Annotated in this window: 28 protein-coding genes, 2 tRNA genes, 1 rRNA gene and 1 pseudogene; 7 read left to right on the top strand and 25 right to left on the bottom strand. The window is 42.1% G+C overall.

Translation table 11 applies throughout. The features are described from left to right. Positions 1-6: 6 nt before the first annotated feature. From BLT53_RS22295 to BLT53_RS22255, 9 genes and pseudogenes are all read right to left on the bottom strand, one after another. Complete coding sequence (locus BLT53_RS22295; RefSeq protein WP_090239012.1) at positions 7-252, bottom strand: hypothetical protein; 246 nt, start codon at positions 250-252, stop codon at positions 7-9. 12 nt (positions 253-264) lie between these two features. Beyond that, a complete protein-coding gene (locus tag BLT53_RS22290) occupies positions 265-1329 on the bottom strand; it encodes a conjugal transfer protein (RefSeq protein ID WP_090239009.1) in 1065 nt (354 codons plus the stop codon). Continuing rightward, the gene (locus BLT53_RS22285; RefSeq protein ID WP_090239006.1) at positions 1310-1627 is read right to left on the bottom strand and encodes a hypothetical protein; all 318 of its coding nucleotides are present in this window, start codon (positions 1625-1627) and stop codon (positions 1310-1312) included. The genes BLT53_RS22290 and BLT53_RS22285 overlap by 20 nt, the downstream gene beginning before the upstream one ends. Before the next feature lie 24 nt (positions 1628-1651). Further along, on the bottom strand, positions 1652-1918 hold the full coding sequence (locus BLT53_RS22280) for a hypothetical protein (protein WP_090239004.1): 267 nt from the start codon (positions 1916-1918) through the stop codon (positions 1652-1654). A gap of 355 nt (positions 1919-2273) precedes the next feature. Continuing rightward, a complete protein-coding gene (locus BLT53_RS22275) occupies positions 2274-3332 on the bottom strand; it encodes a replication initiation factor domain-containing protein (protein WP_090239001.1) in 1059 nt (352 codons plus the stop codon). Continuing rightward, a pseudogene (locus tag BLT53_RS22270) lies at positions 3329-4770 on the bottom strand (ATP-binding protein). Before BLT53_RS22270 ends, BLT53_RS22275 begins: the two are co-directional and overlap by 4 nt. A 33-nt stretch (positions 4771-4803) precedes the next feature. Continuing rightward, a complete protein-coding gene (locus BLT53_RS22265) occupies positions 4804-5199 on the bottom strand; it encodes a YdcP family protein (protein WP_090238998.1) in 396 nt (131 codons plus the stop codon). 410 nt (positions 5200-5609) lie between these two features. Beyond that, positions 5610-5912: a hypothetical protein gene (locus BLT53_RS22260; protein WP_090238995.1), complete on the bottom strand. Its 303-nt coding sequence runs from the start codon at positions 5910-5912 to the stop codon at positions 5610-5612. A gap of 42 nt (positions 5913-5954) precedes the next feature. Next, positions 5955-6161 (bottom strand): helix-turn-helix transcriptional regulator, encoded by a 207-nt coding sequence (locus BLT53_RS22255; protein ID WP_090238992.1) that lies wholly within the window; start codon positions 6159-6161, stop codon positions 5955-5957. Positions 6162-6325: 164 nt separating this feature from the next. Here BLT53_RS22255 and BLT53_RS22250 point away from each other — a divergent pair, with 164 nt between their 5' ends. The 4 genes from BLT53_RS22250 (at position 6326) to BLT53_RS22230 (ending at position 9889) form a co-directional block, all read left to right on the top strand. Then, the gene (locus tag BLT53_RS22250) at positions 6326-6661 is read left to right on the top strand and encodes a helix-turn-helix domain-containing protein (RefSeq protein ID WP_090238990.1); all 336 of its coding nucleotides are present in this window, start codon (positions 6326-6328) and stop codon (positions 6659-6661) included. A 76-nt stretch (positions 6662-6737) separates the two neighbouring features. Next, positions 6738-7346, top strand: a complete 609-nt coding sequence (locus tag BLT53_RS22245) for an ImmA/IrrE family metallo-endopeptidase (RefSeq protein ID WP_090238987.1) — start codon at positions 6738-6740, stop codon at positions 7344-7346. Between the two features lie 241 nt (positions 7347-7587). Next, complete coding sequence (locus tag BLT53_RS22235; protein WP_090238982.1) at positions 7588-8676, top strand: hypothetical protein; 1089 nt, start codon at positions 7588-7590, stop codon at positions 8674-8676. 22 nt (positions 8677-8698) lie between these two features. Next, positions 8699-9889 carry a site-specific integrase gene (locus BLT53_RS22230; RefSeq protein WP_090238979.1) on the top strand — a complete coding sequence of 397 codons (1191 nt, stop codon included), beginning with the start codon at positions 8699-8701 and terminating at the stop codon, positions 9887-9889. A 96-nt stretch (positions 9890-9985) separates the two neighbouring features. Here the strand turns inward: BLT53_RS22230 and groL are convergent, their stop codons facing one another. Beyond that, positions 9986-11626 carry a chaperonin GroEL gene (gene groL, locus BLT53_RS22225; RefSeq protein WP_090238976.1) on the bottom strand — a complete coding sequence of 547 codons (1641 nt, stop codon included), beginning with the start codon at positions 11624-11626 and terminating at the stop codon, positions 9986-9988. An 81-nt stretch (positions 11627-11707) separates the two neighbouring features. Further along, the gene (groES, locus tag BLT53_RS22220) at positions 11708-11992 is read right to left on the bottom strand and encodes a co-chaperone GroES (RefSeq protein ID WP_090238973.1); all 285 of its coding nucleotides are present in this window, start codon (positions 11990-11992) and stop codon (positions 11708-11710) included. Positions 11993-12240: 248 nt separating this feature from the next. Between groES and BLT53_RS22215 the strand changes: the two genes are divergently transcribed. Together BLT53_RS22215 and BLT53_RS22210 are read left to right on the top strand one after the other, a co-directional pair. Beyond that, the gene (locus BLT53_RS22215) at positions 12241-12954 is read left to right on the top strand and encodes a CPBP family intramembrane glutamic endopeptidase (RefSeq protein WP_090238971.1); all 714 of its coding nucleotides are present in this window, start codon (positions 12241-12243) and stop codon (positions 12952-12954) included. Further along, positions 12954-13154, top strand: coding sequence for a DUF4305 domain-containing protein (locus tag BLT53_RS22210; RefSeq protein WP_061975433.1), 201 nt, complete (start codon positions 12954-12956; stop codon positions 13152-13154). The genes BLT53_RS22215 and BLT53_RS22210 overlap by 1 nt, the downstream gene beginning before the upstream one ends. Positions 13155-13200: 46 nt before the next feature. Here the strand turns inward: BLT53_RS22210 and BLT53_RS22205 are convergent, their stop codons facing one another. From BLT53_RS22205 to moaC, 5 genes are all read right to left on the bottom strand, one after another. After that, positions 13201-14670, bottom strand: a complete 1470-nt coding sequence (locus BLT53_RS22205) for a protein adenylyltransferase SelO (protein WP_090238969.1) — start codon at positions 14668-14670, stop codon at positions 13201-13203. Positions 14671-14799: 129 nt separating this feature from the next. Next, on the bottom strand, positions 14800-15570 hold the full coding sequence (tatC, locus tag BLT53_RS22200) for a twin-arginine translocase subunit TatC (protein WP_090238967.1): 771 nt from the start codon (positions 15568-15570) through the stop codon (positions 14800-14802). Between the two features lie 17 nt (positions 15571-15587). After that, positions 15588-15776, bottom strand: coding sequence for a twin-arginine translocase TatA/TatE family subunit (locus tag BLT53_RS22195; RefSeq protein ID WP_090238964.1), 189 nt, complete (start codon positions 15774-15776; stop codon positions 15588-15590). Positions 15777-15806: 30 nt separating this feature from the next. Further along, the gene (locus BLT53_RS22190) at positions 15807-16454 is read right to left on the bottom strand and encodes a redox-sensing transcriptional repressor Rex (protein ID WP_061975423.1); all 648 of its coding nucleotides are present in this window, start codon (positions 16452-16454) and stop codon (positions 15807-15809) included. 49 nt (positions 16455-16503) lie between these two features. Beyond that, complete coding sequence (gene moaC / locus BLT53_RS22185; RefSeq protein ID WP_090238961.1) at positions 16504-16989, bottom strand: cyclic pyranopterin monophosphate synthase MoaC; 486 nt, start codon at positions 16987-16989, stop codon at positions 16504-16506. 234 nt (positions 16990-17223) lie between these two features. Between moaC and abc-f the strand changes: the two genes are divergently transcribed. Beyond that, on the top strand, positions 17224-19164 hold the full coding sequence (abc-f, locus tag BLT53_RS22180; protein ID WP_090238958.1) for a ribosomal protection-like ABC-F family protein: 1941 nt from the start codon (positions 17224-17226) through the stop codon (positions 19162-19164). 306 nt (positions 19165-19470) lie between these two features. Here the strand turns inward: abc-f and tsaD are convergent, their stop codons facing one another. From tsaD to rrf, 9 genes are all read right to left on the bottom strand, one after another. Continuing rightward, a complete protein-coding gene (gene tsaD / locus BLT53_RS22175; protein WP_090238955.1) occupies positions 19471-20487 on the bottom strand; it encodes a tRNA (adenosine(37)-N6)-threonylcarbamoyltransferase complex transferase subunit TsaD in 1017 nt (338 codons plus the stop codon). Then, positions 20487-20936 carry a ribosomal protein S18-alanine N-acetyltransferase gene (rimI, locus tag BLT53_RS22170; RefSeq protein WP_090238952.1) on the bottom strand — a complete coding sequence of 150 codons (450 nt, stop codon included), beginning with the start codon at positions 20934-20936 and terminating at the stop codon, positions 20487-20489. The genes tsaD and rimI overlap by 1 nt, the downstream gene beginning before the upstream one ends. 9 nt (positions 20937-20945) lie before the next feature. Further along, on the bottom strand, positions 20946-21638 hold the full coding sequence (gene tsaB / locus BLT53_RS22165; RefSeq protein ID WP_090238950.1) for a tRNA (adenosine(37)-N6)-threonylcarbamoyltransferase complex dimerization subunit type 1 TsaB: 693 nt from the start codon (positions 21636-21638) through the stop codon (positions 20946-20948). Next, positions 21635-22090 (bottom strand): tRNA (adenosine(37)-N6)-threonylcarbamoyltransferase complex ATPase subunit type 1 TsaE, encoded by a 456-nt coding sequence (tsaE, locus tag BLT53_RS22160; RefSeq protein ID WP_090238947.1) that lies wholly within the window; start codon positions 22088-22090, stop codon positions 21635-21637. The genes tsaB and tsaE overlap by 4 nt, the downstream gene beginning before the upstream one ends. Before the next feature lie 14 nt (positions 22091-22104). Beyond that, positions 22105-23085: a thiamine-phosphate kinase gene (thiL, locus tag BLT53_RS22155; RefSeq protein ID WP_090238943.1), complete on the bottom strand. Its 981-nt coding sequence runs from the start codon at positions 23083-23085 to the stop codon at positions 22105-22107. Positions 23086-23310: 225 nt separating this feature from the next. Then, a tRNA-Asp gene (locus tag BLT53_RS22150) sits at positions 23311-23386 on the bottom strand. 37 nt (positions 23387-23423) lie between these two features. Next, a tRNA-Met gene (locus tag BLT53_RS22145) sits at positions 23424-23500 on the bottom strand. 267 nt (positions 23501-23767) lie between these two features. Then, positions 23768-25150 carry an amino acid permease gene (locus BLT53_RS22140; RefSeq protein WP_090238940.1) on the bottom strand — a complete coding sequence of 461 codons (1383 nt, stop codon included), beginning with the start codon at positions 25148-25150 and terminating at the stop codon, positions 23768-23770. 540 nt (positions 25151-25690) lie between these two features. Beyond that, a 5S ribosomal RNA gene (gene rrf, locus BLT53_RS22135) occupies positions 25691-25806 on the bottom strand. Positions 25807-25946 lie beyond the last annotated feature (140 nt).

Genomic DNA, 25946 nt, shown 5'->3' with positions numbered 1-25946 from the left:
GTCCTCCTACATACCATTCATGAAACCCTCAATCCATCCCGAAAATTTAGACCAGTGCTGAATAATCCAAGTAACAGCACCTCCAACACAGCATACTGCAAGAACGCCACCTAATTTCAGTTTCATTACATGTTTAGCAGCAATAAACATAACAACAATGGTAATAAACTGTACAACAACCGTTTTACCCCAAGTTTCGACACCACTCAAATCAGGCAGGTTAGTAGCATTTAAAATAACCAATAGATCCATTTTTTCTCCTCCTTATTGGTGTTTAAGATCTTTTACATAAAACTGCCCACTAGTTTCCGTCAGTTCTAATGTGAAGGGTTCTTTTACTGGAATCTCATTCTCTTTTTCTTTAAACTCCACATCACAAGAAACTTCAAAGCCTTTTTTCGTTTCGAAGATTTTCACATTCTCTACATAACCGAAAGACAAACTGTCTTGTAATGATTCTGGCTTTTTCATCATATAAACCATATCTTCCTTCTTTTGGGAGGCATATTTCTCAAAGAAGGATTGCAAGAACTTTTCGATAGACTCTTTTTTCGAGCCGGTATATTCCTCCCTCGTATGCTCCTTTTTAAAAGAGATTATTTTTCCTTTTAAATCATAAATCCGTGTGAAATATGGAACAGCATTGACCGCAAAAGCATCTCCTTTATTCGCTACAGGAATATTCAATAATAGTTGTTTTTCTGCTTCTTGAATCTCCATAACCTTTTCTTTCACTTTCTTTTCCTTCTTTCCATCTTTCACCGTTTTCTCCACTTCTTTTTCCACTGGAAACTGATTAGTATAGTTCACTTTATATTGAAAAAGGTTATAACCTTTTTCTTTCTTGACGTTATACAAGTTGTATTCATTCAATATACGATTCCCTTTTAGTCCAGTTAGATCATACCTCCTTTCATCTTCAAAAATTCCATCAACCTTAGTAACCATATAACTTTCCAACTTCTCTTTCCTTTGTTCAATGGAATCCATATCGTTTTTCACATTGACATATTCATGAATAAACCCTGATAAAAAATTTTCAGCTGCTGTAACTGACATTTGTATTTGTTCATCTTCTGTCGGCTTATTAAAATCTCTTCTTACTTCATTTATAACTGAGCGTGTATTCACAGAAAGTAGAACAGCCAAAAGAGAAAATATTAGAAGGGAAGAAAGTAAGGCCCATAATGTCACTGCAACCATTTTCGAGCGATCTTTAGGTACTACTTTCTTTGCTTTTCCTGGTTTTTTTACTCGGTTTAATTTTTGATGAACAGCGCGAAAGAAAGATTCTTCTTTTTTTTCAGACTCATTTTCCTTTTGAAGCAACTTCTTCACACTCCTTCTTTTTAATCTGTTTGATTCTTTCTAAGAATGATAAAAAGGATGCTACGTATGGTAACACCCTTCTTATACTTTCATTCTCCATATAAACTTTTAGACACGTCATTCGACCATCTGGCAAATGCTTTGTTTTATAAAACGTATAACGATATTCCGAAAATCCTTTTAATCTAGAGCCTTCCACCACCAAGATACAGTCTTTACTTATACTTCTGACAAATACTTTCAACGAAATGCCAACATTGAAACCTAGTCGTTTAAACTCCCTGTCAATAGCAGTCATAGAGTTTAAACACCACCATTCACTTTATTCTGAAAGGGTTAATGTCTCAAATTCAACAAGTTTCATCTGTTCTTCCTCACCCTCATTTTCAAGAATATTAAATTGGGCATGCACCTTCTTAAGAACATCATTCACAACAGAAACAACATAAATAGGAATTCTTTCATATACATCATATTGGGATACATTTTCTATTACTCTCTCAATTAATTCTTCTGCTAAATCCATAAGCCCATGACGCTCTAATTCGCTTTCAAGGTATGCACGATTAATTATATTTACATAGAACATACAATCTCCCCTTTCATGACCTTAAGCTTTTCTCCAAGCAAGGGCCGAGTAGTATTTTTTTGTCCTTTGGAACGCTATCGCTCAAAAAAATCTCCACTCTTTTCCCCTTGCTTTCCGAAATTCGGTAGGTGCTAAATTGTCGCCAAGCCGACATACCTAAAACGAGGAGTTGAAGTAGTCGACTTACTCAATTTATTATACCCACCGAACCGCCAGAGCTACCGTTCATAGAATGGTCCTTTATCCATATTCATTCACGCTATGAGGGGGATAACCCCCACACCCCAACCATCCTCACCCTAAAACAAGGAAAGATTAAAACAGATTAAGTTAACTCTCCTACTTTTCAAAACTTTCAAACCACCATATCAGTGATTTCAGCCAAGAAAACCTCTAACATTTTTTCTTGTTTATCTGACATTTCAGCATTTAAGATCATGTCTGATAGATCAGTAGAACCTAAATGTTTATCCACTTCTAACACCATTTTCATGGTTGGCGCACATGAATTTTGAAGCCAGTTTCTTGACTTCCTGTAAAAGTCTGCATCAGGTTTTGTATACAAACTCAATTTTTCAACGTCGCCTATAAATTCAGACCAAAGAGGGCTCGTTTTCCAATACTCTCTTGTGATGTTTTCGTCAGCATCAACGAACCTTACGTAATTATTTATGATCTTTAAAGCGATATACGTTAAATTCTTTTGAGTGATTAAAGCCTTCACAGCAACTTGCGCTCTATCATTTTTCAAACGTAACTCATAACGGTTCCATTCGCCGATCTCTTCCAGTGGAATATTATATTTTTCTGACTGCTCATGGTTCTTTTCATAGAAACAAAGGTACGCTTCTGATTTTTTAGACCCAAAATAAATGGTTGTTCCCCCTAACCCGCCATCGACTAAATCAAAAGAGCCATTAAAGTCGGATTTTCTGAACCTAGAAATACATTCGCCCTTTTGGGCTTTTTTCAACAATTCAGGAATAGAGAAATACGTTCTTTTATCATCAATCGCTAAATCGAAGCGTGTAAAAGTACCCTTGTTTTCTATACAGTCTTGAAAAAAATCAAACCATGTTTTTTTACGACATTTCAAAAAAGATTCAAATTGGCGACAACCTTTACCTGACATTTCTACAAGAATACCTCTGTTATCGTCAAGCGCTGAATAAAAGACTTTAATTTGATCTAACTCAAATGTTCCAATGTAACCGTAAAAACCGGATGACTTTTCAGTCATGTAATCTTTTCTTAGATGAACCACGTTTTCAAGAATATAATCAATATCGTGTGTTTTAAAAGTAACTCGAATATAGTCAACCATTGATATTAAAGGCTTTTCAATGTTTTCTTTATCTTCTTTTACGATTACTACCCCCCTGTTAGCATGGGGGGGTATTTGTAGTTCAGTCATTCGCTAACGCTCACCCCTTCTGCTGGTTCCGCTTGGTCGCTTTCGCTGCCGCTGGCGACTGCCGTCGCCTGCGCTCCTGCACTCCCACCAGCTCGTTTTCAATCGCTCGCATAAAATCATATCCCTTAGGCACAAAAGGGCTGTAAAATTCAAATACAGTTCCTGTTCCCATGTCTGCATAACCTCGCCCTGTTACTTTTTTATTGACGAATGCTTTATCACAATCACCAAACATCATCCCGTAACCTGTTTCAGACATTAATCCGAGTGAAACCCGAAAACTAAATTGATCACGAATACCGTCAACCAAATATTTTGCATCTGGACGCTGCGCCCCTAAAACTAGAAAGTAACCGGCCTGCCTTCCCAGCATGACTAATTGTTTCATGTAGGATAAGGCTTCATTTCTCTCTTTCATGTCCAGTAAGTCCATAAATGCGACATACTCATCAAAGAAAATGAAAACAGGCTCCAAGCCTAAATAGGCATAGTTTACACCTGTCTTGTAATTCGGCATCTTCTTCATTTCATCCATTCTTTGCATCATGCTATCAACCGACTTCCTCAAACACATTAGAATGCCGTTCTTTTTTGAAAAAACCTTTCCTGGAAGCACTTCTTCCAAGTCAGCTAAATCTGCATGCTTGGGATCTAATATTTTCACCTCTGCACCAACACCAATGCAGGCTTTAATTACTGTCAGTATAAAATAAGTTTTTCCTCCGCCAGTTCCTCCGGCAATTAACATATGGGGCAACTTATCAAAATGCCATGAAATATGCTTCATCAAACGGAAACTCCCATTCTCAGCTACTGCCTCATCAATCGAAATACGGTTTTTACGAACGTCGTACAGCAATTTAAAGCAGACAAAACCTTCCTCCATTTCCTGATCAACAAGGTCACAAAACAAGCCGTTCTCTAAATCCTTTCCTAAGTCCAGAAAACGATTTTGAAAACGGCTCATGTCCATGCCAATACGAATATAAATGTAATTATTCTTCACCCTATAATACATTCTAGGGAAATACGTTATTTTTTCTTTCAAATATGTTTCATCCGAAAAAAGCTTCTTCACTCTGATATTTTCTTTTTCGTAAAACTTGTTAGAAAAAATCATTCGTGCAATTTTTTGTTTATGAAGCAATTTCTTAAGGCATTCATAAAAAAGAAAATAAGCTACAACAACAGTCCCTATACCTATCAAAATAGAGAACATAACGCTTTTTAAAACCAAAGGAACATTCCAGTTAAATACTTCTATAATCTCAAGTATTTTGGAATACAACAAATGATCTTTCCAAAAGATAAACATGGATATAAAAAAAGTAGACGCAAATATAAAAGCGCCCACTCTTTTTATAGAGTTCCTCATTCGAGGCCTAATCCTAGATCCTCTATATTTCCACAATTTATTTTTAAAAAATTCAAAGATCATGATTCCTCCTTTCACAGCTATCTATATACTCTCTTATTTTTTATCATCACCAGATGGATTAAGAGTTTTGGAAGCAGAATTTGAACCAGTATTTGCTGAACGTGATTTTAATGGAACAATATCATCCGCAGTTACCGTCCATCGAACAGTCGCAAAATTCCCATTAGCTTGAGCAGAGGAAGTAATCATAGGGTTCACCAATTCAACAGGTTCATTAAAATCTAATTCCTTCAATTCAACATCACCAGGAATAGTTACTTCAATTTGGCCACCTTGACCACTTGACCCTAGATTATAAACACGGGCTTCTAAAATATCTGTACGGCGATTATTAACACGATCATATTGAAAACGGTCCCGGTTATATCCTAAGAAATTCATTGCTCCAAAAGTCTTTTCTTTGTCAGGTACGATATATTTCAATTCCATTTTTATTCCCCATTTCATTTTATTTTACTTTAAGTTTTAATTCTTTATTCGCTCCGGGTCTGATTCCATCATGGCGCTTATAAGTCGCTCTTGGTTCTTCACCTTTCATGGCAACCTTAGTAGGCTAATTTATAGCCATCAAGCTGTATACAGCTATTTCGCACACTTTTTCTAGCCTGCTACAGTATTTTAGAAAGTGATAACTGTATTCACTCAATACTAACGGATGACTTTTCATCAAGATTGCCATATAATAAAGGTGTCTAATCTTCTAAATAGCGTTCTTGATTCTAGTCAAGGTCGCTTTCTTGTCTATATGTAGTTTTCAAAGAACACCTTCAGATAAGATTCTTTTTCAAACTCCATTCCAGATAACCAATCTTAATCGACAAAACATTCTTATTAATTCATTAAACCACTTCCTTTAAGTACGTAGAATTCTCTTGTATCCATTCAAAAACAAGATCACGCGGATAACGACCTTTTATATTTTTCAACCTCGGAAATGAGGGATTACTCGTCACTTTAATAACAGTTGTAGGAGCAATTTGTAAAATATCAGCTAAATGACTGTTTCTTAGTACTGGAGGATAAGAAAAACACCCCATTCCGTCTTTTACACCTTTTTCATAAGCTGATTGAATTAATTTTTCTAAACGCATTTTTAAAAACTCTGTTTCTATTTGATCAAAGGTCATAGTTGTCTGTGGCATATTAACTCCTCCTTCCACAAAAAGCAACCTTAGGTTGCATTTTTATTCAAAAAAAACGGTCCAATTAATCCCAAGAAGTTCACCTAGCTTTTTTGCTATATTTACAGAGGGTCTGCGTTCTCCTTTTTCAATCATGCCATAATATTGCCTCGTAATACCTGTACCAAGTAAATCTGCTATTTCTTGATGCGTATACCCTAAATTAGTTCTCTTCTTTGTTAACAACTTTTGTAGTTCTTGCCGAGTCATTTTTTCACCTCCTTCGCAACTTTTGGTTGCCTTATGTTTATTATTATACGCAACTTAAAGTTACTGTCAACCCTTTTTAGAAACTTTTAGTTGCATTTATAGAAAGCAACTTTTGGTTGCTATATAATATTTAATATAGATGATTCTGAAATGAGGAAAATTATATGTTTTCTAGTAGATTAAAAAAACTGAGAGCCAATAAAAAAATGTCTCAGCAAGAGTTGGCAGCTTATTTGGGAATTACTCGCCAAGCTTATGGTAAGTATGAAAAAGAAGAAGCCCAACCCGACTTTGATTCCTTAAAAAAATTATCTTCTTTGTTTGATGTTTCCATTGACTACTTAATAACAGGAAATGAGAATACCCATTCCCCTGATGCAATGTGGAAGGAATTTCTTGATCCTAAAACACAAATATTTTTTAAAGATTTAAAGGATGCACCTGAAGAAAAAATTGAAGAATTAATTCGTTTTTGGGAATTTATTAAAGAAAGAGATTAAATGATAAAAAGCTCTATTTTTAGAGCTTTTCTTTACAAAATTTATGCGAACATATGTTTTAAAAGGAGGCTGACCAATGAAGTATCAAACAACATTATTAGAAGACTGGATTAAAGAATTTTATTTAAACATTGACGTTTACTATCCTCACCAACTTAATTTGTTAGACATTGCGGCCCGCTTAGGTATTTCTATTCATTTCGAGAAATTTTCTAGTCGTGTTTATAATGAAGAAATTATAATTGATTCAAGACTTTCACCTGAAGAACAATGGGAGGATTTTGGTCATGAACTGTGTCATTTGTTAAGACAAGAAGGAAATCAGTTATTACTAATGAGAAATCAATTACTAGATATTCAAGAAGCAAAGGCAGAAAACTTTGCACTTCAATTTTGTACACCTACATTTATGCTGATTAAGAACAATGTCGCTAATTATTTCAATATACAAGATGGCATTCCTTTTGTTGTAGAAAAGTTCAATGTTACTGAGGCGTTCGCAAAGAAACGTCTTATACACTTTAGAAATCAGTTGCAGTTATCAAAGTCAGATCAAGAATTCAAAGTTTATATGGATTCTATTTATCCAAAGTCTAATCCTGATAATTGGTCTAATGAAACTAAAGCTCTTTTGGACAAGCTTTATTTACAAATTGAAAAGAAAAAGGAAAAGCAGGGAGTTTGATTAACAAGCCTAAACAACATGTATTTTATGAATATATCGATGAGAATTTAGTCCTTACTGGTACGGGCTATCTTTTAGATACAATGAAATCCCTTGGGATCAAGAAACTTACTTTTTTGAAATTATTGCCCCATTTAATTATTTTGATCGAGATGATTTTGAAACTCTATACTTAGTGCCGTTGATGTGAAATTAAGTCGAACAGCATTTATAAAAAAACGAAAGTTTAGGAGGACTGTTTATGGGAAAATCAAATTTTTCCACTGTGGATGCTATTCTGTTTAATAAACTTCACCAAGAGGATAATATATCTTTGCGACAAATTGCTAAACAATTTGATACATGTCATAGGGTAATTAAAAGGCACCTTATAAAACACGGCTATTCTTATGTTAAGCGAAGATACAGTTTAAATGAAGATTATTTTAATGAATTAGATGATCCACAGAAACTTTATTTTTTAGGTTGGATATATAGTGATGGTAATGTCTTTGATTATCCAGACAAAAAATATAAGGGTTTCTCTATTAAGATACAAAAAAAAGACAGTTACATTTTGGAGTACTTTAAAGAACTTTTACAAGCTGAACACCCTATTAAACTTGAAAAACAAACGAGTGGATATTGTATAGGTAATGAGTATGCAAAATTACAAATAGGAAGCTCTAGGATCTACAATGATTTGCTTAAGTATGGATTAATGCCTAGAAAAACATTTCTACTGAAATATCCTCACCAGATTGTGACTGATCATCGCCCATTTATCCTTGGTATTTTTGATGGAAATGGTGGAATCTCCTTTAACCCTGTTAGTAAAATGGCTAATTTTGCAATATGCGGAACAAAAGATGTATTAATAGGCATAAGGGATGTCTTTCAAAAAGAGATAGGATTAGTACCTAATAAGCTATCCAAGAATAAAAGTATATATCGACTCTCATATGGTGGAGTTAAACCTGTAGTTAGAATCGCAGAATGGCTATACTCTTGGAATCCACCAGTGAACTTAAAGCGAAAAAAAGAAAAGTTCGATATGCTTTTAGATGTTCCTAAATACGGAAAAAACATGTTGATATTTAAATGTCCTGAATGTGGTCATATAGGAGAATTTGAAAAACGTATGTTTTATCAATTAAAAAAGTATAAATTTAAAAGTAAATTTTGCTCTTTAAGTTGCTCAGGAAAGTTCAACCGTAAGTTTCAATTAAATGGATGTAAATTAACATTAGAAATGGAACAGATGTTAAAAGAAAATATTAGAGGAGAAAAAAAGAAATATCTAAAAACAAAAATGAACATTGAGGGACTTCGCACTTTTACCCCTGAATAAGAAAAGTAAGGGAGGAATTGAAATGGCTTATGTAAAAAAATACGAAACTAAAAAAGGGGATCGGTGGATGTATGTTGTAGAGAATGGCATCGATCCACAAACTGGCGCACGTAAAAGGATTGTTAAAAAAGGCTTTGTAAAACACAAGGATGCTAAGGACGCTCTTAAAGAATTCGAACGTAAAACAACTGGTAAAAAATTTGAAGATACAAATATAACTTTCGAAGAAATGGCAGAAGAGTGGCTTGATGTCTATAGTGAGACAGACGTAAAAATTAGTACTATCCGAGTTAGAAACCACGAAATAGGGCATTTAAATAGGTATTTTGCTAAGTATAAGATCAAAGATATCACTAAAAGAATGTATCAAAACTTATTAAATAATTTGAAGAAAAAGGAACTATTAGCCCATAATACCATTTCTGGAATACACGGAACAGCAAGGATGATATTTAAAAGAGCAATGGAACAAGATCTGATATTATTTGACCCAACCGAGTATGCCTTTATTCCTAAAGATAAAAAGACAGTTGAAGATATTGAAAATGAGAAAGTAGAAGATAAGTATCTAGAAAAGCATGAATTAAAGAGATTCTTAAACACTGCTAAAACACAGGGGGAAATTGATGACTATGTTATCTTTTTAACTCTAGCCTGGACTGGTCTTAGAGCTGGTGAATTATTAGCCCTAAAGTGGAAGGATATTGACTTTGAAGAGAATACCTTAAATATAACCAAAACTTACTATAATCCTAAAAATAATACAAAAGACTATAAATTACTTCCTCCTAAAACCAAGGGGTCTATTCGTAAGATCGATGTTGAAGATGAAGTTATCAGCGCATTACAAAAACATAAATTAAAACAGAATGAAATTAAATTACAAATTGGTAGAGATTATTATAATAAAGACTTTGTTTTTGGAAGATTAAATGCTCCTTATTTTGGTTATCCACATTTTATTAAGACCATAGAAAACCGAATGCAAAGCTTGTTGAAGAAAACACCTTTTTTAAATAAAAGACTAACACCACATTCCTTACGACACACTCACACATCATTGTTAGCAGAAGCAGATGTTGAATTGCTTGAAATTATGGATCGACTTGGCCATACAGAAGATAAAACTACAACCCAAGTTTATTTACACATTACCAAAGACAGAAAAAAAGAAGCCTCCCAAAAGTTTGCTCAACTAATGAGAAGCCTCTAATTTTTATTGTTTGGAAAGGTTCAGGCACCTTTTCGGCACCTAAAATGACGTATTCGCCTTTAAAACCTTGGCATATTAAAGGTTTTAAGAGCTAAATTACATCATGCCGCCCATTCCGCCCATGCCCATGCCGCCCATGTCAGGCATGCCTGCGCCGCCAGCGTTTTCTTCTGGCTTGTCAGCGATAACAGCTTCTGTTGTTAGGAACATAGCTGATACGGATGCTGCATTTTGAAGTGCAGAACGAGTTACTTTAGTTGGGTCAACGATACCGGCTTCGAACATGTTTACCCATTCGCCAGTTGCTGCGTTGAAACCAATGCCGATTTCTTCGTTTTTCAAGCGCTCAACCACAACAGATCCTTCAAGACCAGCGTTGTGTGCGATTTGACGAATTGGCTCTTCCAATGCGCGAAGAACAAGTTTCACACCAGTTTTTTCGTCTCCAGCTGCTTCAAGAGAAGAAAGGGCACGAACCACGTTTACGAGGGCAGTACCACCACCGGAAACGATACCTTCTTCTACTGCTGCACGAGTAGAGTTTAGGGCATCCTCAATGCGAAGCTTACGCTCTTTAAGCTCAGTTTCAGTAGCTGCACCAACTTTGATTACCGCTACGCCACCAGCAAGCTTGGCCAAACGCTCTTGAAGTTTTTCTTTATCGAACTCGGAAGTTGTTTCTTCCAATTGAGCACGGATTTGAGTTACGCGGCCTGCGATTTTGTCAGACTCGCCAGCACCTTCAACGATGGTTGTGTTTTCTTTTGTAACAACCACTTTAGAAGCTGTTCCAAGCTGTCCGATGTTTGCCGTCTTAAGGTCAAGACCTAGTTCTTCAGTGATCACTTCACCGCCAGTAAGGATTGCGATGTCTTCAAGCATCGCTTTACGACGGTCACCAAATCCTGGAGCTTTAACCGCTACAGCGTTGAATGTTCCGCGAAGTTTGTTTACTACTAATGTAGCAAGCGCTTCACCTTCAACATCTTCAGCAATCAATAGCAATGGCTTGCCTTGTTGTACGACTTGCTCTAGAACAGGAAGGATTTCCTGGATGTTTGTGATTTTCTTGTCAGTGATCAAGATGTATGGATTTTCAAGAACCGCTTCCATCTTGTCAGAGTTGGTTACCATGTATGGAGATGCATATCCACGGTCGAACTGCATACCTTCAACCACTTCAAGCTCAGTAGTGAACCCTTTGGATTCTTCGATGGTGATAACACCGTCGTTACCTACGCGCTCCATCGCTTCAGCAATCAATTGGCCAACTTCTTCGTCAGCAGCAGAGATCGCAGCTACTTGAGCGATAGACTCTTTGCCTTCGATCGGCTTGGAGATCTTTTGAAGCTCTTGAACGGCTACTGCCGTTGCTTTTTCGATTCCTTTGCGAAGAACCATTGGGTTTGCACCGGAAGTTACGTTTTTCAATCCTTCACGGATCATTGCTTGAGCAAGAACAGTCGCTGTTGTAGTTCCGTCACCGGCAACATCGTTTGTTTTGCTTGCTACTTCAGCAACAAGCTTTGCACCCATGTTTTCGAAAGCATCTTCAAGCTCGATTTCTTTTGCAATAGTTACACCATCATTCGTAATAAGAGGTGAACCGAATTTCTTCTCAAGAACCACGTTGCGTCCTTTTGGTCCAAGTGTTACTTTTACTGCATTTGCTAGTGCATCTACACCGCGAAGCATTGCGCGACGAGCGTCTTCACTGAACTTAATGTCTTTAGCCATGTGTAAAACCCTCCTATTTAGGTTAACGTTTTTTGGTTAAAGCTACACATATGTAGCTATTTAGTTTGTAGGTTGTTGAGATTAGCCGATAACAGCCAATACATCAGTTTCACGAAGGATAAGGTACTCTTTACCTTGATACTTCACTTCAGTTCCTGCGTATTTTGAAAAGATGATAGAATCTCCTTGAGAGACTTCTAGCGCTACGCGTTCTCCTTGCTCAGTTACGCGGCCTGATCCAACTGCAACGACTTTGCCTTCTTGTGGCTTTTCCTTTGCAGAGTCTGGTAGTACGATCCCGCTTGCAGTCTTTTCTTCACCTTCTACAAGCTCAATCACAATGCGATCACCTAGTGGCTTTAACAAGTGAAACACCCTCCTCAAAATATTAGAAAGTTTTATTATTATTAGCACTCTGATTTACTGAGTGCTAACTCCATTTCCTATATTAAATAATTTTTTTCCACTTTGCAAGCATCACCTTAAAAATTCCTGAAAATTTTCTGAAAGGGGTATCATGCCATGTTTTCAAGCAATCTATGTTAGAATAAAGAGATACATGGGCATGCTGAAAACATGACCCAACTGAACTTGATTAAAGGAGAAATTTCACATTGACGAAGCGCTATTTATGGATCGTACTGACTTATATCCTGATGCAGCTTTCGGGCTACGTCGGCTACCCGATCTTGAACTCGCTGAACGTTCCGCGAGAACACTGGGCCGGTCTTTGGGGAACCATCAGCTTTCTTGTTGCCCTCGTGATTGTGCTCTTGCTGCTCATTCCTGATATGAAAGACCCGGCGCTTCGGGGCGGCCGCGTTTCAGGGGCTTCGGCAGTCAAGTGGGCCATCGGGGGAATTTTCCTCGCCTACGGCGCACAAATTGTTGCGGGCATCATTGAAATCAATGTATTTGGCATCAAGCAGGGATCAGAGAACACCGAGATGCTTGTCAAGATTGCCAAGGCCACTCCCTACTTTATGATCGTAACGTCCATTGCAGGACCGATTTTGGAAGAAATTATTTTCCGTAAGATTATTTTTGGCAGTCTGTATAGACGATTTAACTTTGTGATTGCTGCTATCATTAGCTCCCTAATTTTCGCAGCGGTTCACTTCGACTTTACCCACCTGCTCGTTTATACAGCCATGGGCTTTGTCTTTGCTTTTTTGTATGTAAAAACAAAACGGTTGCTTGTTCCCATTGTCGCCCATGTCTCCATGAATACACTCGTGATGCTTGTCCAGGTGATATTTGCTGACAAGATCAATGATTTACAGGATAAAGCCGAGAAAATGCAGATGATTATTGGGGGACTTTTCTAATGAGAACATCACCATTTTTTATGAGCGGGTTATACACGGTTATGGGTGTCCTATTCACCTGGCTCGCCATCCATTATTCGTCGGAATACGGCGTTACCGGAATCTGGACACTGATTACCATGCTCGTGGCCACCTTTGATTTCGCCAACGCGATCAAATATTACCGGCTGCACCGCCACATAAAAAAATACAAGAAGTAAAAGAAATCCGGCTGGACGTTCATGTCTCAGCCGGATTTTTTTATCATCATGTTCCGCAAAACGTTTGGTAACTCATGGCCAAAGACGGAGGAGGCGGTGCACTGTACTCCTCCTGCTCTGTCGAATAGGCATACGGATCTTTCAGTACAGATACTAATTTCTCCATCAAACCCAAATCTCCTTCTTCGGCTGCTTCAAGGGCCTCTTCTACCCGGTGATTTCTTGGAATAATAGCAGGATTATGCCTGCACATCAGGTCTTTCGATTCTTTGTCGGATTCCGGCTGTCTTTTGCGCCGCTCCTGCCAGCGCTTCTCCCACTCCTGAAAGTCCTGGTACACAAACAGAGAAAACTTTCTGTCATCAAGAGTAAGAGCGCGGAATGTGTTCGTATAGTCGGCTTTCTCTTTATTCATGATTTTCAGCAGATCGAGAATCAGAGCTTCATCCGCTTCCTCTTCATTAAACAAACCGAGCTTGCATCTCATTCCCTTCACCCAGGCGGTGTTGAACACGAGCGGATATTCCGAAAGCGCGTCCTGAGCGAGTTCAATCGCCTTCTCCTGGTCGTCGTGGAACAACGGCAGAAGGGCTTCCGCAAAGCGGGTAAGGTTCCACCCGGCGATCGGCGGCTGGTTGCCGTAGGCGTAGCGGCCTTGAACATCGATCGAACTAAAGACGGTTGCCGGATTGTACGTATCCATAAACGCACAGGGACCGTAATCAATGGTCTCCCCGCTGATCGTCATGTTATCGGTATTCATTACCCCGTGAATAAATCCAATCATCTGCCATTTGGCGATGAGAGCCGCCTGGCGTTTCTGCACTTCCCTAAGCAGGGACACATACGGATTTTTATCTTTTTTGATGTCCGGATAGTGACGTTCAATCGCGTAATCGGCCAATGCTTTCAAATCTTCCTTTTCGGCAAAATTAGCGCCATATTCGAAGGTTCCAACCCGAAGATGGCTCGCCGCCACTCTCGTCATAATCGCTCCGTTCAATTGGGATTCACGGTAAATGGGCTCACCTGTCTTAACAACCGCCAGGCTGCGGGTCGTCGGAATCCCAAGCCCGTGCATCGCTTCAGAAATGATATATTCACGGAGCATGGGCCCGAGCGCCGCCCGTCCATCACCTCCGCGGGAGTAGGGCGTCCGTCCGGAACCCTTCAACTGGATATCGTATCGCTCTCCGCCTGGCGTCATCTGTTCTCCGATCAGGAGAGCGCGTCCGTCACCAAGCATCGTAAAGTTTCCAAATTGATGCCCGGCGTAAGCTTGAGCGAGCGGTACTGATCCTTCAGGAACCTCATTTCCGGCCAATACCTGAATCCCTTCCTCGCTCTCAAGCGCCTTGGCTTTCAAACCGAGAGACTCCGCCAGTGAGTGGTTCAGAACAACCAGTTCTGGTGAGTCCACAGGTTTAACCTTGATGAGGGAGAAAAATGCCTTTGGCAAATCCGCATAGCTGTTTTCCAACTTCCAGCCCGCAGCATTTCCTTTTTCTTGTGTCATCGTATCGCCTTCTCTTCTTCTGATTTATCTTTCATTATCAGTAAACACACTCCAGGTGTCCATTCATAAGAACCATTTCCTAAGTATTCCCTTTTCGACCATGATCGACACAACAAAAAAACACACCTCTTAATCGAGGTGTGTTTCCTTCAGCTCCAGATCAAGTCTGGCTTCTTCCTCCGCTCTCAGCCTCTTTTTGTAAGCGTTGGCCGAAATCATGATGCTGATTTCGTACAGGATGATCAGCGGAACGGTTACGGTTAAATGTGAAATCAATTCTGGCGGGCTGATGATTCCGGCAATCACAAGTATGCCGAAATACGAAAACTTCCTGATCTTCCGCAGGAATTGTGGAGTGATCAGGCCAAGCCTCGTCAGGAACATGATGAGGACCGGGAACTGAAACAGCAGCCCGAACGGCAGGACAAGCCCAAATAAAAAGGAAAAGTATTCGTTGATCCCGTACTCCCCTTCGACGTTCAGGGAATCAGCAATGTTGGACATGAAGTGAACCACCATCGGGAAAAGAATGAAATAGGCAAAAGCAAGTCCCGCTGCGAACAACAGAAACGAAATGGGAATGTACGACAGCGTGACCTTTCTTTCATTCTCAAATAGACCCGGGCTGATGAAGGCCCAGATTTGGTAGAGTCCTACCGGAAGTGTGAGCAGAAGTGCAATGATAAAGGAAAAATCAAAATACACTTTCAGCGGGTCCGTAAGATTGAAGGCATTCATTTGAATGTCTTGTGCCACAGGATCACTTTGCAAGTATACAATGACGGGTTTGGCAAAAAAGAGACCTACAACCATAAAGACAAAAAAGAAAGCCGCCGTGATGATGATGCGGTTTCTTAATTCTCCCAGATGATCATAGACCGACATGTTTTTTTCTGTCATGATGTTCATCCTAACTGCTACTTCTGTTCGTGTGTTTTAGAAGCCTCTTTCTCTTTCTTATCGTCCTCGTCCATAAGCCCTTGTGTGGCATTCTTGAACTCCCTTAGCGTTCTTCCGGCTGCACGTCCGAGTTCCGGAAGCTTCTTCGGTCCAAACATGACTAATGCTGCCGCTGCAATCACAATCGCACTGCCTGTTCCAATCATCCCAGTTCCTCCTTCAAGTAATTTGAACTTCTATATTTCATCTGACGGATAATGCTTCATAAAATAAATCAATGACTGCAATTCCACAGCCAGGTCAATATGGTGCACCCTGATTTCAGGAGGCAAAGTCAGGCGCGCCGGCGTGAAGTTCAACAGGCCTTTAATCCCTGCATCAGCAAGCTTGTCCGCCGTATGCTGGGCAACGCCGACCGGTACGGTCAGAATGGCAACCTCCACATCACTTTCCCGAAGCTCATCGACCATATTGTCGATCGAATGAACCGGAACTCCCGCTACTTCCTTACCAACCTTGTCCGGATCCACGTCAAACGCGACCTGGATGACCGTATTGTTGTTCTTAATAAAGTTATAGTGAAGGAAAGCGGTGCCTAAATTCCCGACACCAATCAAGGCCACCTTCGTCACTTCGTCCTGATTAAGCGTTTTCCGGAAAAAGGACAACAGATAATTTACGTTATAGCCATATCCTTTTTTTCCGAGTGCGCCAAAATAGGAAAAATCCCTTCGGATGGTTGCTGAATCTACTTTTACTGCTTCGCTGAGCTCTGCCGAGGATACACGCTGCTTTCCAGAAATGGAAAGGTTCTTTAAAAAGCGGTAATACAGCGGCAGTCTCTTCGCGGTTGCTTGCGGTATCTTTATCTGTTCTTGAGTCATTTTGTAGCCTCCACAATTCAGAAAGCTTATCTATAGTTTATCATATTTTTTACTTGGAACGTTGAAAATCCCCGTTTTTTCCCCCGGTTTTACTCTGAAGATAAGTCGGTCCAATAACCATGGCCTTATCAACCGCCTTGCACATGTCATAAACGGTCAGCGCGACAGCACTTGCCGCCGTCAAAGCTTCCATTTCAACCCCTGTATTGCCTTTGGTCTTCACCGCTGCTTCAATATGCAGCCGGTATCCCTCATCCTCATGATCCCACTGAAAGGAAATATCCACACCCGTAAGAGCGAGCGGATGGCACATTGGGATCCAGTCGGAGGTTTTTTTGGCCGCCATAATTCCCGCCACCTGTGCCACAGCGAGCACATCTCCTTTTTTGAAGGAACCTTCAGTGATCTTTGTGTGAATTTCTGGATTCACAAAAATGGAACTGTGGGCCACAGCGGTGCGGACTGTCACATCCTTGTCAGAAATATCCACCATTTTTGCTCGTCCCTGTTCGTTAAAATGCGTAAAAGATCCCATTTCCTACTCCTTCTTCCTAAAATATACACTATCTTACTATAGAATGGCAGTTGCTTCTTCTCTGAATATATAACAATATGTTGAACATTGATTAGTTGCCCGGCTTTGCTTTTGTAGGCTACACTAAGAGTAGACAGATTACAGCAAAACAGGCGTAACCCCGTGCATTTTTTGTCGTTTTGCACCCCGTCTGTTTCTTGATGTTTTGTTGACAGGAATTTGAGGTGACGTACAGTGATTATTTTGCAAGTGAATGACTTAACAAAATCGTTTGGGGCTGACCCTATTTTATCGAATATTAAGCTCGAAGTCCAAACACGCGACCGGATCGCGCTCGTTGGAAGAAACGGAGCGGGTAAATCCACGCTGTTGAAAATCATTACCGGCGACCTGTCCTATGATTCAGGACAGCTCATTATGCCAAAAGGCGTCAAGGTGGGCTATCTCGCACAGGACACGGGCCTCGAATCAAGCCTCTCCATCTGGGATGAGATGCTGAGTGTGTTTGAACCGCTTCGAAAAATGGAAAAACAGCTGCGCAGCATGGAAAGCCGCATGGGTGACCCTGCGCTGATTGAAGACGAAAACAGCTACAACAAGCTGTTAAAAGAATACGATGAGCTGCAGATCACGTTTAAGGAAGCAGGCGGTTATCAGTACGAAGCAGAAATCCGCACCGTGCTCCACGGGTTTCAGTTCGCCGACTTTGATCCCGCAACATCAGTAGCAACCTTAAGCGGCGGACAGAAAACGAGACTCGCACTGGCGAAACTGCTCTTAACCAAGCCAGACCTCTTGATTCTCGATGAGCCGACCAACCACCTGGACATCGAAACACTTTCCTGGCTGGAGCAATACCTTCAGTCCTATCCAGGCGCCATTCTGCTCGTATCCCATGACCGTTACTTCCTGGACAAAATCGTAACCACGGTCTATGAAATTACGCGGCACCGCTCCTACAAATATAAAGGAAACTACACGCAGTTTCTGGAGCAGAAGGCCGAACGTCTCGCCCTCGACATGAAAGCGTACGAAAAGCAACAGGACGAAATCGCCAAGCTTCAGGATTTTGTCCAGAAAAACCTGGTCCGCGCCTCTACCACCAAACGCGCGCAGAGCCGCAGAAAGCAACTTGAGCGCATGGAAGTGATGGACAAGCCGCTCGGTGATGAGAAGTCCGCTTCCTTCATGTTTGATATTGAGCGGCAGAGCGGAAATGATGTGCTGAAGCTTGAAAATGTGGCGACCGGCTATGAGGACGGAATCCCGCTCATTACCAACATCAATTACGATGTATCCCGTCAGGATGCAGTAGCGCTTGTCGGGCCGAACGGTATCGGAAAATCCACCCTGCTAAAGGCGATTTTAAAACAGCTTCCGCTTCTTGATGGCACCATCCGGTATGGAGCCAATGTGAAGATCGGCCACTACGAGCAGGAGCAGGCCAACCTGAACTCCAGGAAAACCCTGCTGAACGAGCTGTGGGATGAATATCCGGACAAAACGGAAAAAGAGATTCGCACCATTCTCGGAAACTTTCTGTTCAGCGGTGACGATGTACTAAAGCTCGTCAATGAGCTGAGCGGCGGACAAAAAGCACGGCTCGCTCTCGCTAAGCTGATGATGCAAAAAGCCAACCTGCTTCTTCTGGACGAGCCGACGAACCATCTGGACCTCGACAGCAAGGAAGTCCTCGAGCAGGCGCTGATTAATTATCCGGGAACGATCGTCTTTGTTTCCCACGACCGTTACTTTATCAACAGGATCGCCACAAAGGTAGCCGAACTGTCCCGCACCCAGATTACCAACTATCTCGGTGACTATGATTACTATGTGGATAAGAAAACAGAAACGAGAGAACGGGAAGAATTCCTGAAAAAAAGCCAAGAAGCCTCTGCTCCCTCTGCCAAAAAAGATGAACCGCCCGTTGGCAGCTACCGTCAGGATAAAGCAGCTAAGCGGGAAGACCGGAAGCGCCTGAGAAGGATTGAAGAGATTGAAGGTCTTTTAGAGACCCTTGAAGCCCGCCAGGCCGAGCATGAAGAAGCTTTGTGTGACCCTGAAATCTTTCAGGATTATGAAAAAACCCAGAAGCACAATGAGCAGATCGAGGCATTGAGCGCTGAAATGGAACTGTTGATGGAAGAATGGGAACAACTTCAGGAAGAGAATTAAAACAATGGCAACAAGCCATTGTTTTTATTTTTAAACAATTCACAGTATCCACATACTTATACACATAAAAACAGGATAAAATTCCTCAATTCACACACTTATGCACATTATCCACAGATCAACCGATAGTTATCCACAGTATTTTATACACAGGTGGAATTAGCGTTTTTTCTGCTTTCATTTTATTTACACACAAATTCGTCTGACCTGTGGATAAGTTTGTCCACATCCACAAGTAGGGACAAAATGAACAAACAAATCAAAAAATCCCTTCTCATCTGTTGATAAGAAGGGATTTCCTTGCATTTATTGAGCTTCCAGATCCAGTCCCGGCACGCCATTTAGCGCCCAGTCGGCTCTTTTGCCCTTTTGATACGCTACACTGCCCGCAGCACCAATCATCGCTGCGTTATCTGTGCATAAATAGAGCGGCGGAATGACAAGCTCCTGTGGAAGATCCGAGAACCGCTCTTCCAGTGCCTTGCGCAGTCCCTGGTTCGCTGCTACACCACCAGCTAACAACACCTGCTTGACGTTGTTTTCCCGTGCGGCCCGTGCGGCTTTTTCCACAAGCACTTCGACGACCGAAGCCTGGAAACTTGCGGCCAGGTCTTCCGGTCGGATTGTTTCTCCACGCTGGGCGGCATTATGAACCGTATTGATCACAGCCGATTTCAGCCCGCTGAAGCTAAAGTCATACGAATCCGGTTCAAGCCAGGCCCGCGGAAGCTTCAGCACCGGCTCGCCGTTTTGTGCGAGCTTATCGATATGAGGTCCTCCCGGGTACGGTAGGTTAAGCGTACGGGCCACTTTGTCATAGGCTTCTCCCGCTGCGTCGTCCCGTGTCTCGCCAATCACCTCAAATGATCCGTGCTTTTCCATCAGAACAAGCTCCGTATGCCCTCCTGAAACCACAAGAGCCAGAAGCGGAAACTTCATTTCAGTGATCAGTCGGTTCGCATAGATATGACCGGCAATATGATGCACCGGCACCAATGGCAACCCATGAGCAAACGCCAGCGCCTTGGCCGCGTTCACTCCGATCAAAAGCGCTCCGACAAGCCCCGGTCCTTCCGTTACCGCCACAGCGGTCACATCCTCCATCGTAAGCCCTGCCTGCTGTAGTGCTTCCTCTGTCACGACCGTCATCTGTTCCACGTGATGGCGCGAAGCGACTTCCGGAACCACCCCGCCGAACCGTTTATGGCTTTCAATCTGTGAAGCCACCACGTTTGCGAGAATCTCGGTCCCATTTTTGATCAGCGCGACAGCTGTTTCGTCACAGCTCGTTTCAATTGATAATATGATTTCATCTTGTTTCATTAAAGCATCACCCACATGACTAACGCGTCTTCCCCGTTGTCGCTGTAATATTTTTTTCGGATACCGCCATCCTGGAAACCCAGCTTGCGGTATAAATTTTGTGCCACATAATTGGTCACTCTTACTTCAAGGCTGAGCCTTGCCGCACCATACCTTCCGGCCAGATGCATCGCCTGGCGCATAATCGCTTCTCCAAGCTTTCTGCCCCGGTATTCGGGCCGTATGGCTACATTAGTAATATGCGCATCATCTATGATCACCCAGACACCGCAGTAACCAACGGTCCTCCCGTCCGCTTCAATCAGAAGATAATAAGCAAATTGATTATGCACAATCTCGTTGTAGAACGCCTCCTGTGTCCAGGGCAGCGTAAAGGACGCATGCTCAATCTCTAAAATGTCCTGAAGATCATGGACCGTTGCCAACCTGTATGTGAACGTCTCCTCCATGTTTCGCACCTACTTTTTCTGAGCTGCCAGCCAATTGGCTTCCGCTTCTGCAAGCTGAAGGTAACTGGGCACAAAATGATGAACCGGTTCCGGCTCACGTTCCACACCGATCCTCCCCAATTCTGAAGGGCGCGGATTGTGGTCTGCAATACCTCCAAACACCGCCTGATCGCCAAGCTCCTCGAAAATCCGTTCCTTGTGCATATCAAGGTCATTCCCTAGAAACAGAACCGGCTGATCCAGCTTTTTCAGCTCGCTCAACCAGTTATCCCTCAATACAAGGCGATCTTCTTTTACGGCTTGAAACTGTCCGTCTTTTTTGCCATACAGCCCTGTATACAGCTGGGTGCGTCTGGCATCAAACAGTGGACAGACATACCCGCCAAAATACTTGCCGTTTTGCGCCACCACTTCCAGGCTTGAGACACCTACAAGTTCTTTTTTCAGCGTCCAGGCCATGGTTTTGGCGATGGTTACCCCAATTCTTACACCGGTATAGGAACCCGGTCCTTTCGCCGCAATAATTCGGTCCAGCTCGGCCGGCTTGACGTTCGCTTCTTTCATAACGTCATGAATTGCCGGCATCACCCGAACAGAATGATTCTTTTTTAGATTAGTAATATATTCACCGATCACTTTTTCGCCATCCAGTACCGCGATTCCCATTACGAGGTTGGAGGTGTCGATCGCCAGAGCTTTCATTTTTCTAACTCCTTACATACCTTAATAAACCGTTCACCGGAAGGAGTGAACTTTAATTCCCTTGTCTCATCTCCCGTACGCCGGATATCAATATTTAATCGTTCTTCGGGAAGACGGTCGGCAATGAACTGTGCCCACTCGACCACCGTCACTCCTTCGCCTTCAAAATATTCCTCAAATCCCAGATCCTCATCACTGTCTTCCAGCCGGTATACATCCATATGATAAAAAGGCACGCGCCCTTTATATTCTTTGATGATCGTGAAGGTTGGCGAATTGACGACCCGTTTAACTCCAAGCCCCTTGGCAAGACCTTTAGTAAACGTTGTTTTGCCCGCACCCAAATCTCCTTCGAGTGTCAGAACATCACCAGCCTGAAGCAGGGTGCTAAGCTTTTCAGCCAGTTCCGCCGTTTCTTCAGGAGAGGTTGTACTTATTATTAATTGTTCCATTTGATGCACCTCTATTACGAAAAATGATTGTATCCAGCCTTCAACAGCGGTTCCATGTGTGATCCTTTTTTAAGCCGCACTCCGGGCTCCCCGCCGGAAACCTCACCGATGACAGTTAACGTATATCCCGCCTTCTTGCAAGCAGCTTCTACCTGTGAAAAGTCCTTTGGAGACATCGTCCCGATCAGCTTATAATCCTCTCCGCCAAAAAGAATCCATTGATCTTGTTGATCCTCTGGATACATCCGAAGCACCGGACTTCTGGGAAGCTTGTCATGAAAAAGGGTAAGAGCCACTCCGCTCGCTTCAGCAATCTCATTCGCCTCGCTCGCCACACCGTCACTGATGTCATTTAGTGCCACCCGTTTGTCGAGGGAAGCCAAAATCCGTCCCGGCCCCACATGCGGTTCGGGAAGCTGGTGCGCTTTTACGAGTTGTTTTTCTTCTGCGGTAAAAGCACCTGTCACCGACCGTTCCAGCAACAGTTTCAGGCCGCCTGCCGAGTCGCCAACAGATCCTGATAAAAACACTACGTCACCCGGCTTGGCATTGCTTCTGAGCAATTTTCTGCCCGGCTCCACTTGTCCGATGACGGTAACCGACAAAACGAGCGGTCCCTTAGTTGAAACCGTGTCACCGCCAATCAGATCCATCTCATACCCCTCAGCCAGGTCAGCCATTCCTTTATAAACTTGGGAAAGCCTGTCCTCCTCCCAAGTGGAAGGAATCGCAATGGAAACCAGATAGAAAAGAGGAACACCGCCCATGGCCGCAATATCGCTGATGTTTGCAGCCAGCGCCTTATAACCCACATGATAAGGGGTCATCGTCTCACTGGTGAAATGGATACCCTCCACCATCGTGTCCAAGCACACAATCTGATCCCAGGATGAACCTTGAACAAGGGCCGCATCATCGCCGATTCCCTGTATGACAGACGACTGACGGTGGCCAGCCGGACTGATCGTTTTAATCCACTCAAACTCATCCCGCATCGTATGTACCTTTCCTTTGCGAATTTAACTTTGAACTTTTTTACTTATGAAAAAACCTTTTAATTTCTCTTTTCAAAAAACCCTTTGTTTTTTCTTATGAAAAAACCCTAGGCATCTGAGATCCTAAGGGTTATGTGTTCTTTTATTAGTTTATCTTATTTCAACCAAAAAACCTATTTTTACATAAAAAAACACGAAACAAATTGTTTCGTTTACGTTTAAAGATGGCGGACCCGACCGGGATCGAACCGGCGATCTCCTGCGTGACAGGCAGGCATGTTAACCGCTACACCACGGATCCATTTATCATTTACTCATGGTGAGCAGATAAATTAAATTGGTTGCGGGGACAGGATTTGAACCTGCGACCTTTGGGTTATGAGCCCAACGAGCTACCAGACTGCTCCACCCCGCGATGATATGAATGCTAACGGATGATGTTATTCTTCCGAAGCTTAACCTCTTCCTCTACAAGCTGATCCTTACTTTTATATCCGTCAAGGTTACTCGAAGCTTACTCGTGCTGTAACGCTCGTTGCTCCACCCCGCGATGATAAAAAAGTAATTCATTTGTATGTCCGAGTCGACAATAATAAATATATCATGGAATCCGTTTTCATGCAACCCTTTTTTTTAAGGAAGTTGCACGCCAGCGTGATCGCTGACGCACAACTGATTATCATTATGCCACTTTTTCCTGATCTTTATTCTTTTTATGAAGTCCTTTTCCATAATAAAAGGCTACAAGCCCCAAGATCCAAATTGGACCGACGATGAGGGCAACACGTGTATCTTTGAAGTAGCCCATGATCCCGATTACCATCAGTAAAAACGCTAAAGCAATATATGAACCGTACGGCCAGAATGGCGTCTTGAACTTCAATTCCTTAAGCTCGTCCGCTGACAATGACCTTCTGAACTTCATTTGGGAAAGAAGAATTGTTCCCCATGTCCAGATTGCACCGAATGTAGAGATACTTGTGATCCATACAAATACGGCAGAACCCGGGAACAAGTAGTTAAGCACTACCCCAATGAGCAATGCCCCTGCGGAAAGTAAAATGGCCTTTGATGGAACACCGTTGGAGCTGATCTTTTTCAGCCCTTTAGGTGCCTGTTCTTGCTGTGCCAGGTTAAACAGCATACGTCCAGTACTGAAGATACCGCTGTTACAGCTGGAAAGCGCCGCTGTTAATACTACAAAGTTAATGATACCGGCTGCTTGTACGATACCAATTTTCTCAAATGTGAGCACAAACGGGCTTCCTGTTGTCCCGATTTCATTCCATGGATAAATGGACATGATAACAAATAAAGCACCAACGTAGAATAATAAAATTCTCCAGAACACGGTGTTAATCGCCCTTGCCAAAACCTTTTTGGGGTTCTTGACTTCCCCGGCGGTTACACCGATCATCTCAATTCCCAGGAACGCGAACATGACCATTTGCATGGACATCAAAATGCCTTTAAATCCGTTTGGAGCAAATCCTCCATGTGACCAGAGGTTGCTGATTCCAGTCGCAATTCCGTGATTTCCGAATCCAAAGAAAATAATACCCAAACCAGAAACAATCAAAGCGATAATGGCAACTATCTTAATCATGGCAAACCAGAATTCAAATTCGCCATATGCTTTGGCAGTAATTAAGTTTACCGCAGCCATGATCACGAGGGCTGCAAGTGCCCAAATCCAATTCGGCACGTTTGGGAACCACTTCTCCATATAGATCCCCACAGCTGTAATCTCGGCCATACAGGTAACGACCCATAAGAACCAGTAATTCCACCCGGTGATATAGCCGGAAAGCGGTCCCAGATGATCCTTCGCATATCGGCTGAAAGAGCCGGCAACGGGATTGTGAATCGCCATCTCCCCAAGTGCACGCATAATAAGAAACATAACAGCTCCTGCAATAGTATAGGCTATAAGAATGGCCGGACCTGCGAGCTTAATCGCACTGGCTGAACCCAAAAATAATCCTACACCAATTGCGGCGCCAAGTGACATCAGCGTAATATGTCTTGATTCCAATCCACGATGAAGTTCCTCTTGTTGCTTCATTTCATGTTGTCCTCCCTGCTTTCAAATTAAAGCGCTTTCATGCTTATTTTATCATATAGTATGTATTTCGACAAACTCATTCATTTAATGAGGATATCGCCCTATCCCTTGATAAATAAGGGTTCTTTTCGCATCCACCTCTATAAGTATACAGCTTATCAACGAAAAAGAAAATTTGAATATAGGAGCCGATTATACAACTTTGTCTTCTTTCTTATATCTTAAAGAGGCTAATTAAAGTTTCTGACAGGTTCGTGGACCTGTTGGTAAGTTTTATTAAATTTAATCGGACGAATTAGGGGTTTATCATGATGGCGAAGCGGACTTTGGAGTCTGGTTTGTTCCCTTTTCCCTGCGTTAGTTGCGGTTCGACATCATTTAGTTGCGGGTTGGCCTCTCTTACTTGCGGTTCGACATGATTTAGTTGCGGGGATTGGGAATTTACTTGCGGTTCGACACGATTTACTTGCAGATCACGTCATTTTCATTCCATGACAAAATAAAAAAGCACCGCTGATTTCTCAGCAGTGCTTCGTCTTTGCCCGGCAACGTCCTACTCTAACAGGGGGAAGCCCCCAACTACCATCGGCGCTGAAGAGCTTAACTTCCGTGTTCGGTATGGGAACGGGTGTGACCTCTTCGCTATTGCCACCAGACATATATCGGTTTGTGATCAACGGCGATCTTCTTCGTCGCTGACAAACCTTTTGTTTTTGAGGCATATTCCCTCAAAACTAGATAACTTCATCCAAACGTACTGATAATTAAGGATAAGCCCTCGACCGATTAGTATCTG

The organism is Fictibacillus solisalsi, from assembly GCF_900103485.1.
In the GTDB taxonomy this organism is placed as follows: Bacteria; Bacillota; Bacilli; order Bacillales; family Fictibacillaceae; genus Fictibacillus_C; species Fictibacillus_C solisalsi.
This window is presented reverse-complemented; position numbering and strand designations above follow the sequence as displayed.

What these genes read in the sequence shown, in the direction of transcription:
- tatC (WP_090238967.1), bottom strand. Translation starts at nt 15,570, where the DNA reads ATGACAGAAAAAAACATGTCGGTCTATGATCATCTGGGAGAATTAAGA.
- BLT53_RS22235 (WP_090238982.1), top strand. Translation starts at nt 7,588, where the DNA reads ATGGGAAAATCAAATTTTTCCACTGTGGATGCTATTCTGTTTAATAAA.
- BLT53_RS22245 (WP_090238987.1), top strand. Translation starts at nt 6,738, where the DNA reads ATGAAGTATCAAACAACATTATTAGAAGACTGGATTAAAGAATTTTAT.
- BLT53_RS22275 (WP_090239001.1), bottom strand. Translation starts at nt 3,332, where the DNA reads ATGACTGAACTACAAATACCCCCCCATGCTAACAGGGGGGTAGTAATC.
- BLT53_RS22140 (WP_090238940.1), bottom strand. Translation starts at nt 25,150, where the DNA reads ATGAAGCAACAAGAGGAACTTCATCGTGGATTGGAATCAAGACATATT.
- tsaB (WP_090238950.1), bottom strand. Translation starts at nt 21,638, where the DNA reads ATGAAAGCTCTGGCGATCGACACCTCCAACCTCGTAATGGGAATCGCG.
- moaC (WP_090238961.1), bottom strand. Translation starts at nt 16,989, where the DNA reads ATGGGATCTTTTACGCATTTTAACGAACAGGGACGAGCAAAAATGGTG.
- thiL (WP_090238943.1), bottom strand. Translation starts at nt 23,085, where the DNA reads ATGCGGGATGAGTTTGAGTGGATTAAAACGATCAGTCCGGCTGGCCAC.
- BLT53_RS22210 (WP_061975433.1), top strand. Translation starts at nt 12,954, where the DNA reads ATGAGAACATCACCATTTTTTATGAGCGGGTTATACACGGTTATGGGT.
- tsaE (WP_090238947.1), bottom strand. Translation starts at nt 22,090, where the DNA reads ATGGAACAATTAATAATAAGTACAACCTCTCCTGAAGAAACGGCGGAA.
- BLT53_RS22265 (WP_090238998.1), bottom strand. Translation starts at nt 5,199, where the DNA reads ATGGAATTGAAATATATCGTACCTGACAAAGAAAAGACTTTTGGAGCA.
- BLT53_RS22295 (WP_090239012.1), bottom strand. Translation starts at nt 252, where the DNA reads ATGGATCTATTGGTTATTTTAAATGCTACTAACCTGCCTGATTTGAGT.
- BLT53_RS22190 (WP_061975423.1), bottom strand. Translation starts at nt 16,454, where the DNA reads ATGACTCAAGAACAGATAAAGATACCGCAAGCAACCGCGAAGAGACTG.
- BLT53_RS22285 (WP_090239006.1), bottom strand. Translation starts at nt 1,627, where the DNA reads ATGACTGCTATTGACAGGGAGTTTAAACGACTAGGTTTCAATGTTGGC.
- BLT53_RS22250 (WP_090238990.1), top strand. Translation starts at nt 6,326, where the DNA reads ATGTTTTCTAGTAGATTAAAAAAACTGAGAGCCAATAAAAAAATGTCT.
- BLT53_RS22205 (WP_090238969.1), bottom strand. Translation starts at nt 14,670, where the DNA reads ATGACACAAGAAAAAGGAAATGCTGCGGGCTGGAAGTTGGAAAACAGC.
- BLT53_RS22280 (WP_090239004.1), bottom strand. Translation starts at nt 1,918, where the DNA reads ATGTTCTATGTAAATATAATTAATCGTGCATACCTTGAAAGCGAATTA.
- tsaD (WP_090238955.1), bottom strand. Translation starts at nt 20,487, where the DNA reads ATGAAACAAGATGAAATCATATTATCAATTGAAACGAGCTGTGACGAA.
- BLT53_RS22260 (WP_090238995.1), bottom strand. Translation starts at nt 5,912, where the DNA reads ATGCCACAGACAACTATGACCTTTGATCAAATAGAAACAGAGTTTTTA.
- groL (WP_090238976.1), bottom strand. Translation starts at nt 11,626, where the DNA reads ATGGCTAAAGACATTAAGTTCAGTGAAGACGCTCGTCGCGCAATGCTT.
- rimI (WP_090238952.1), bottom strand. Translation starts at nt 20,936, where the DNA reads ATGGAGGAGACGTTCACATACAGGTTGGCAACGGTCCATGATCTTCAG.
- BLT53_RS22255 (WP_090238992.1), bottom strand. Translation starts at nt 6,161, where the DNA reads ATGACTCGGCAAGAACTACAAAAGTTGTTAACAAAGAAGAGAACTAAT.
- BLT53_RS22195 (WP_090238964.1), bottom strand. Translation starts at nt 15,776, where the DNA reads ATGATTGGAACAGGCAGTGCGATTGTGATTGCAGCGGCAGCATTAGTC.
- BLT53_RS22230 (WP_090238979.1), top strand. Translation starts at nt 8,699, where the DNA reads ATGGCTTATGTAAAAAAATACGAAACTAAAAAAGGGGATCGGTGGATG.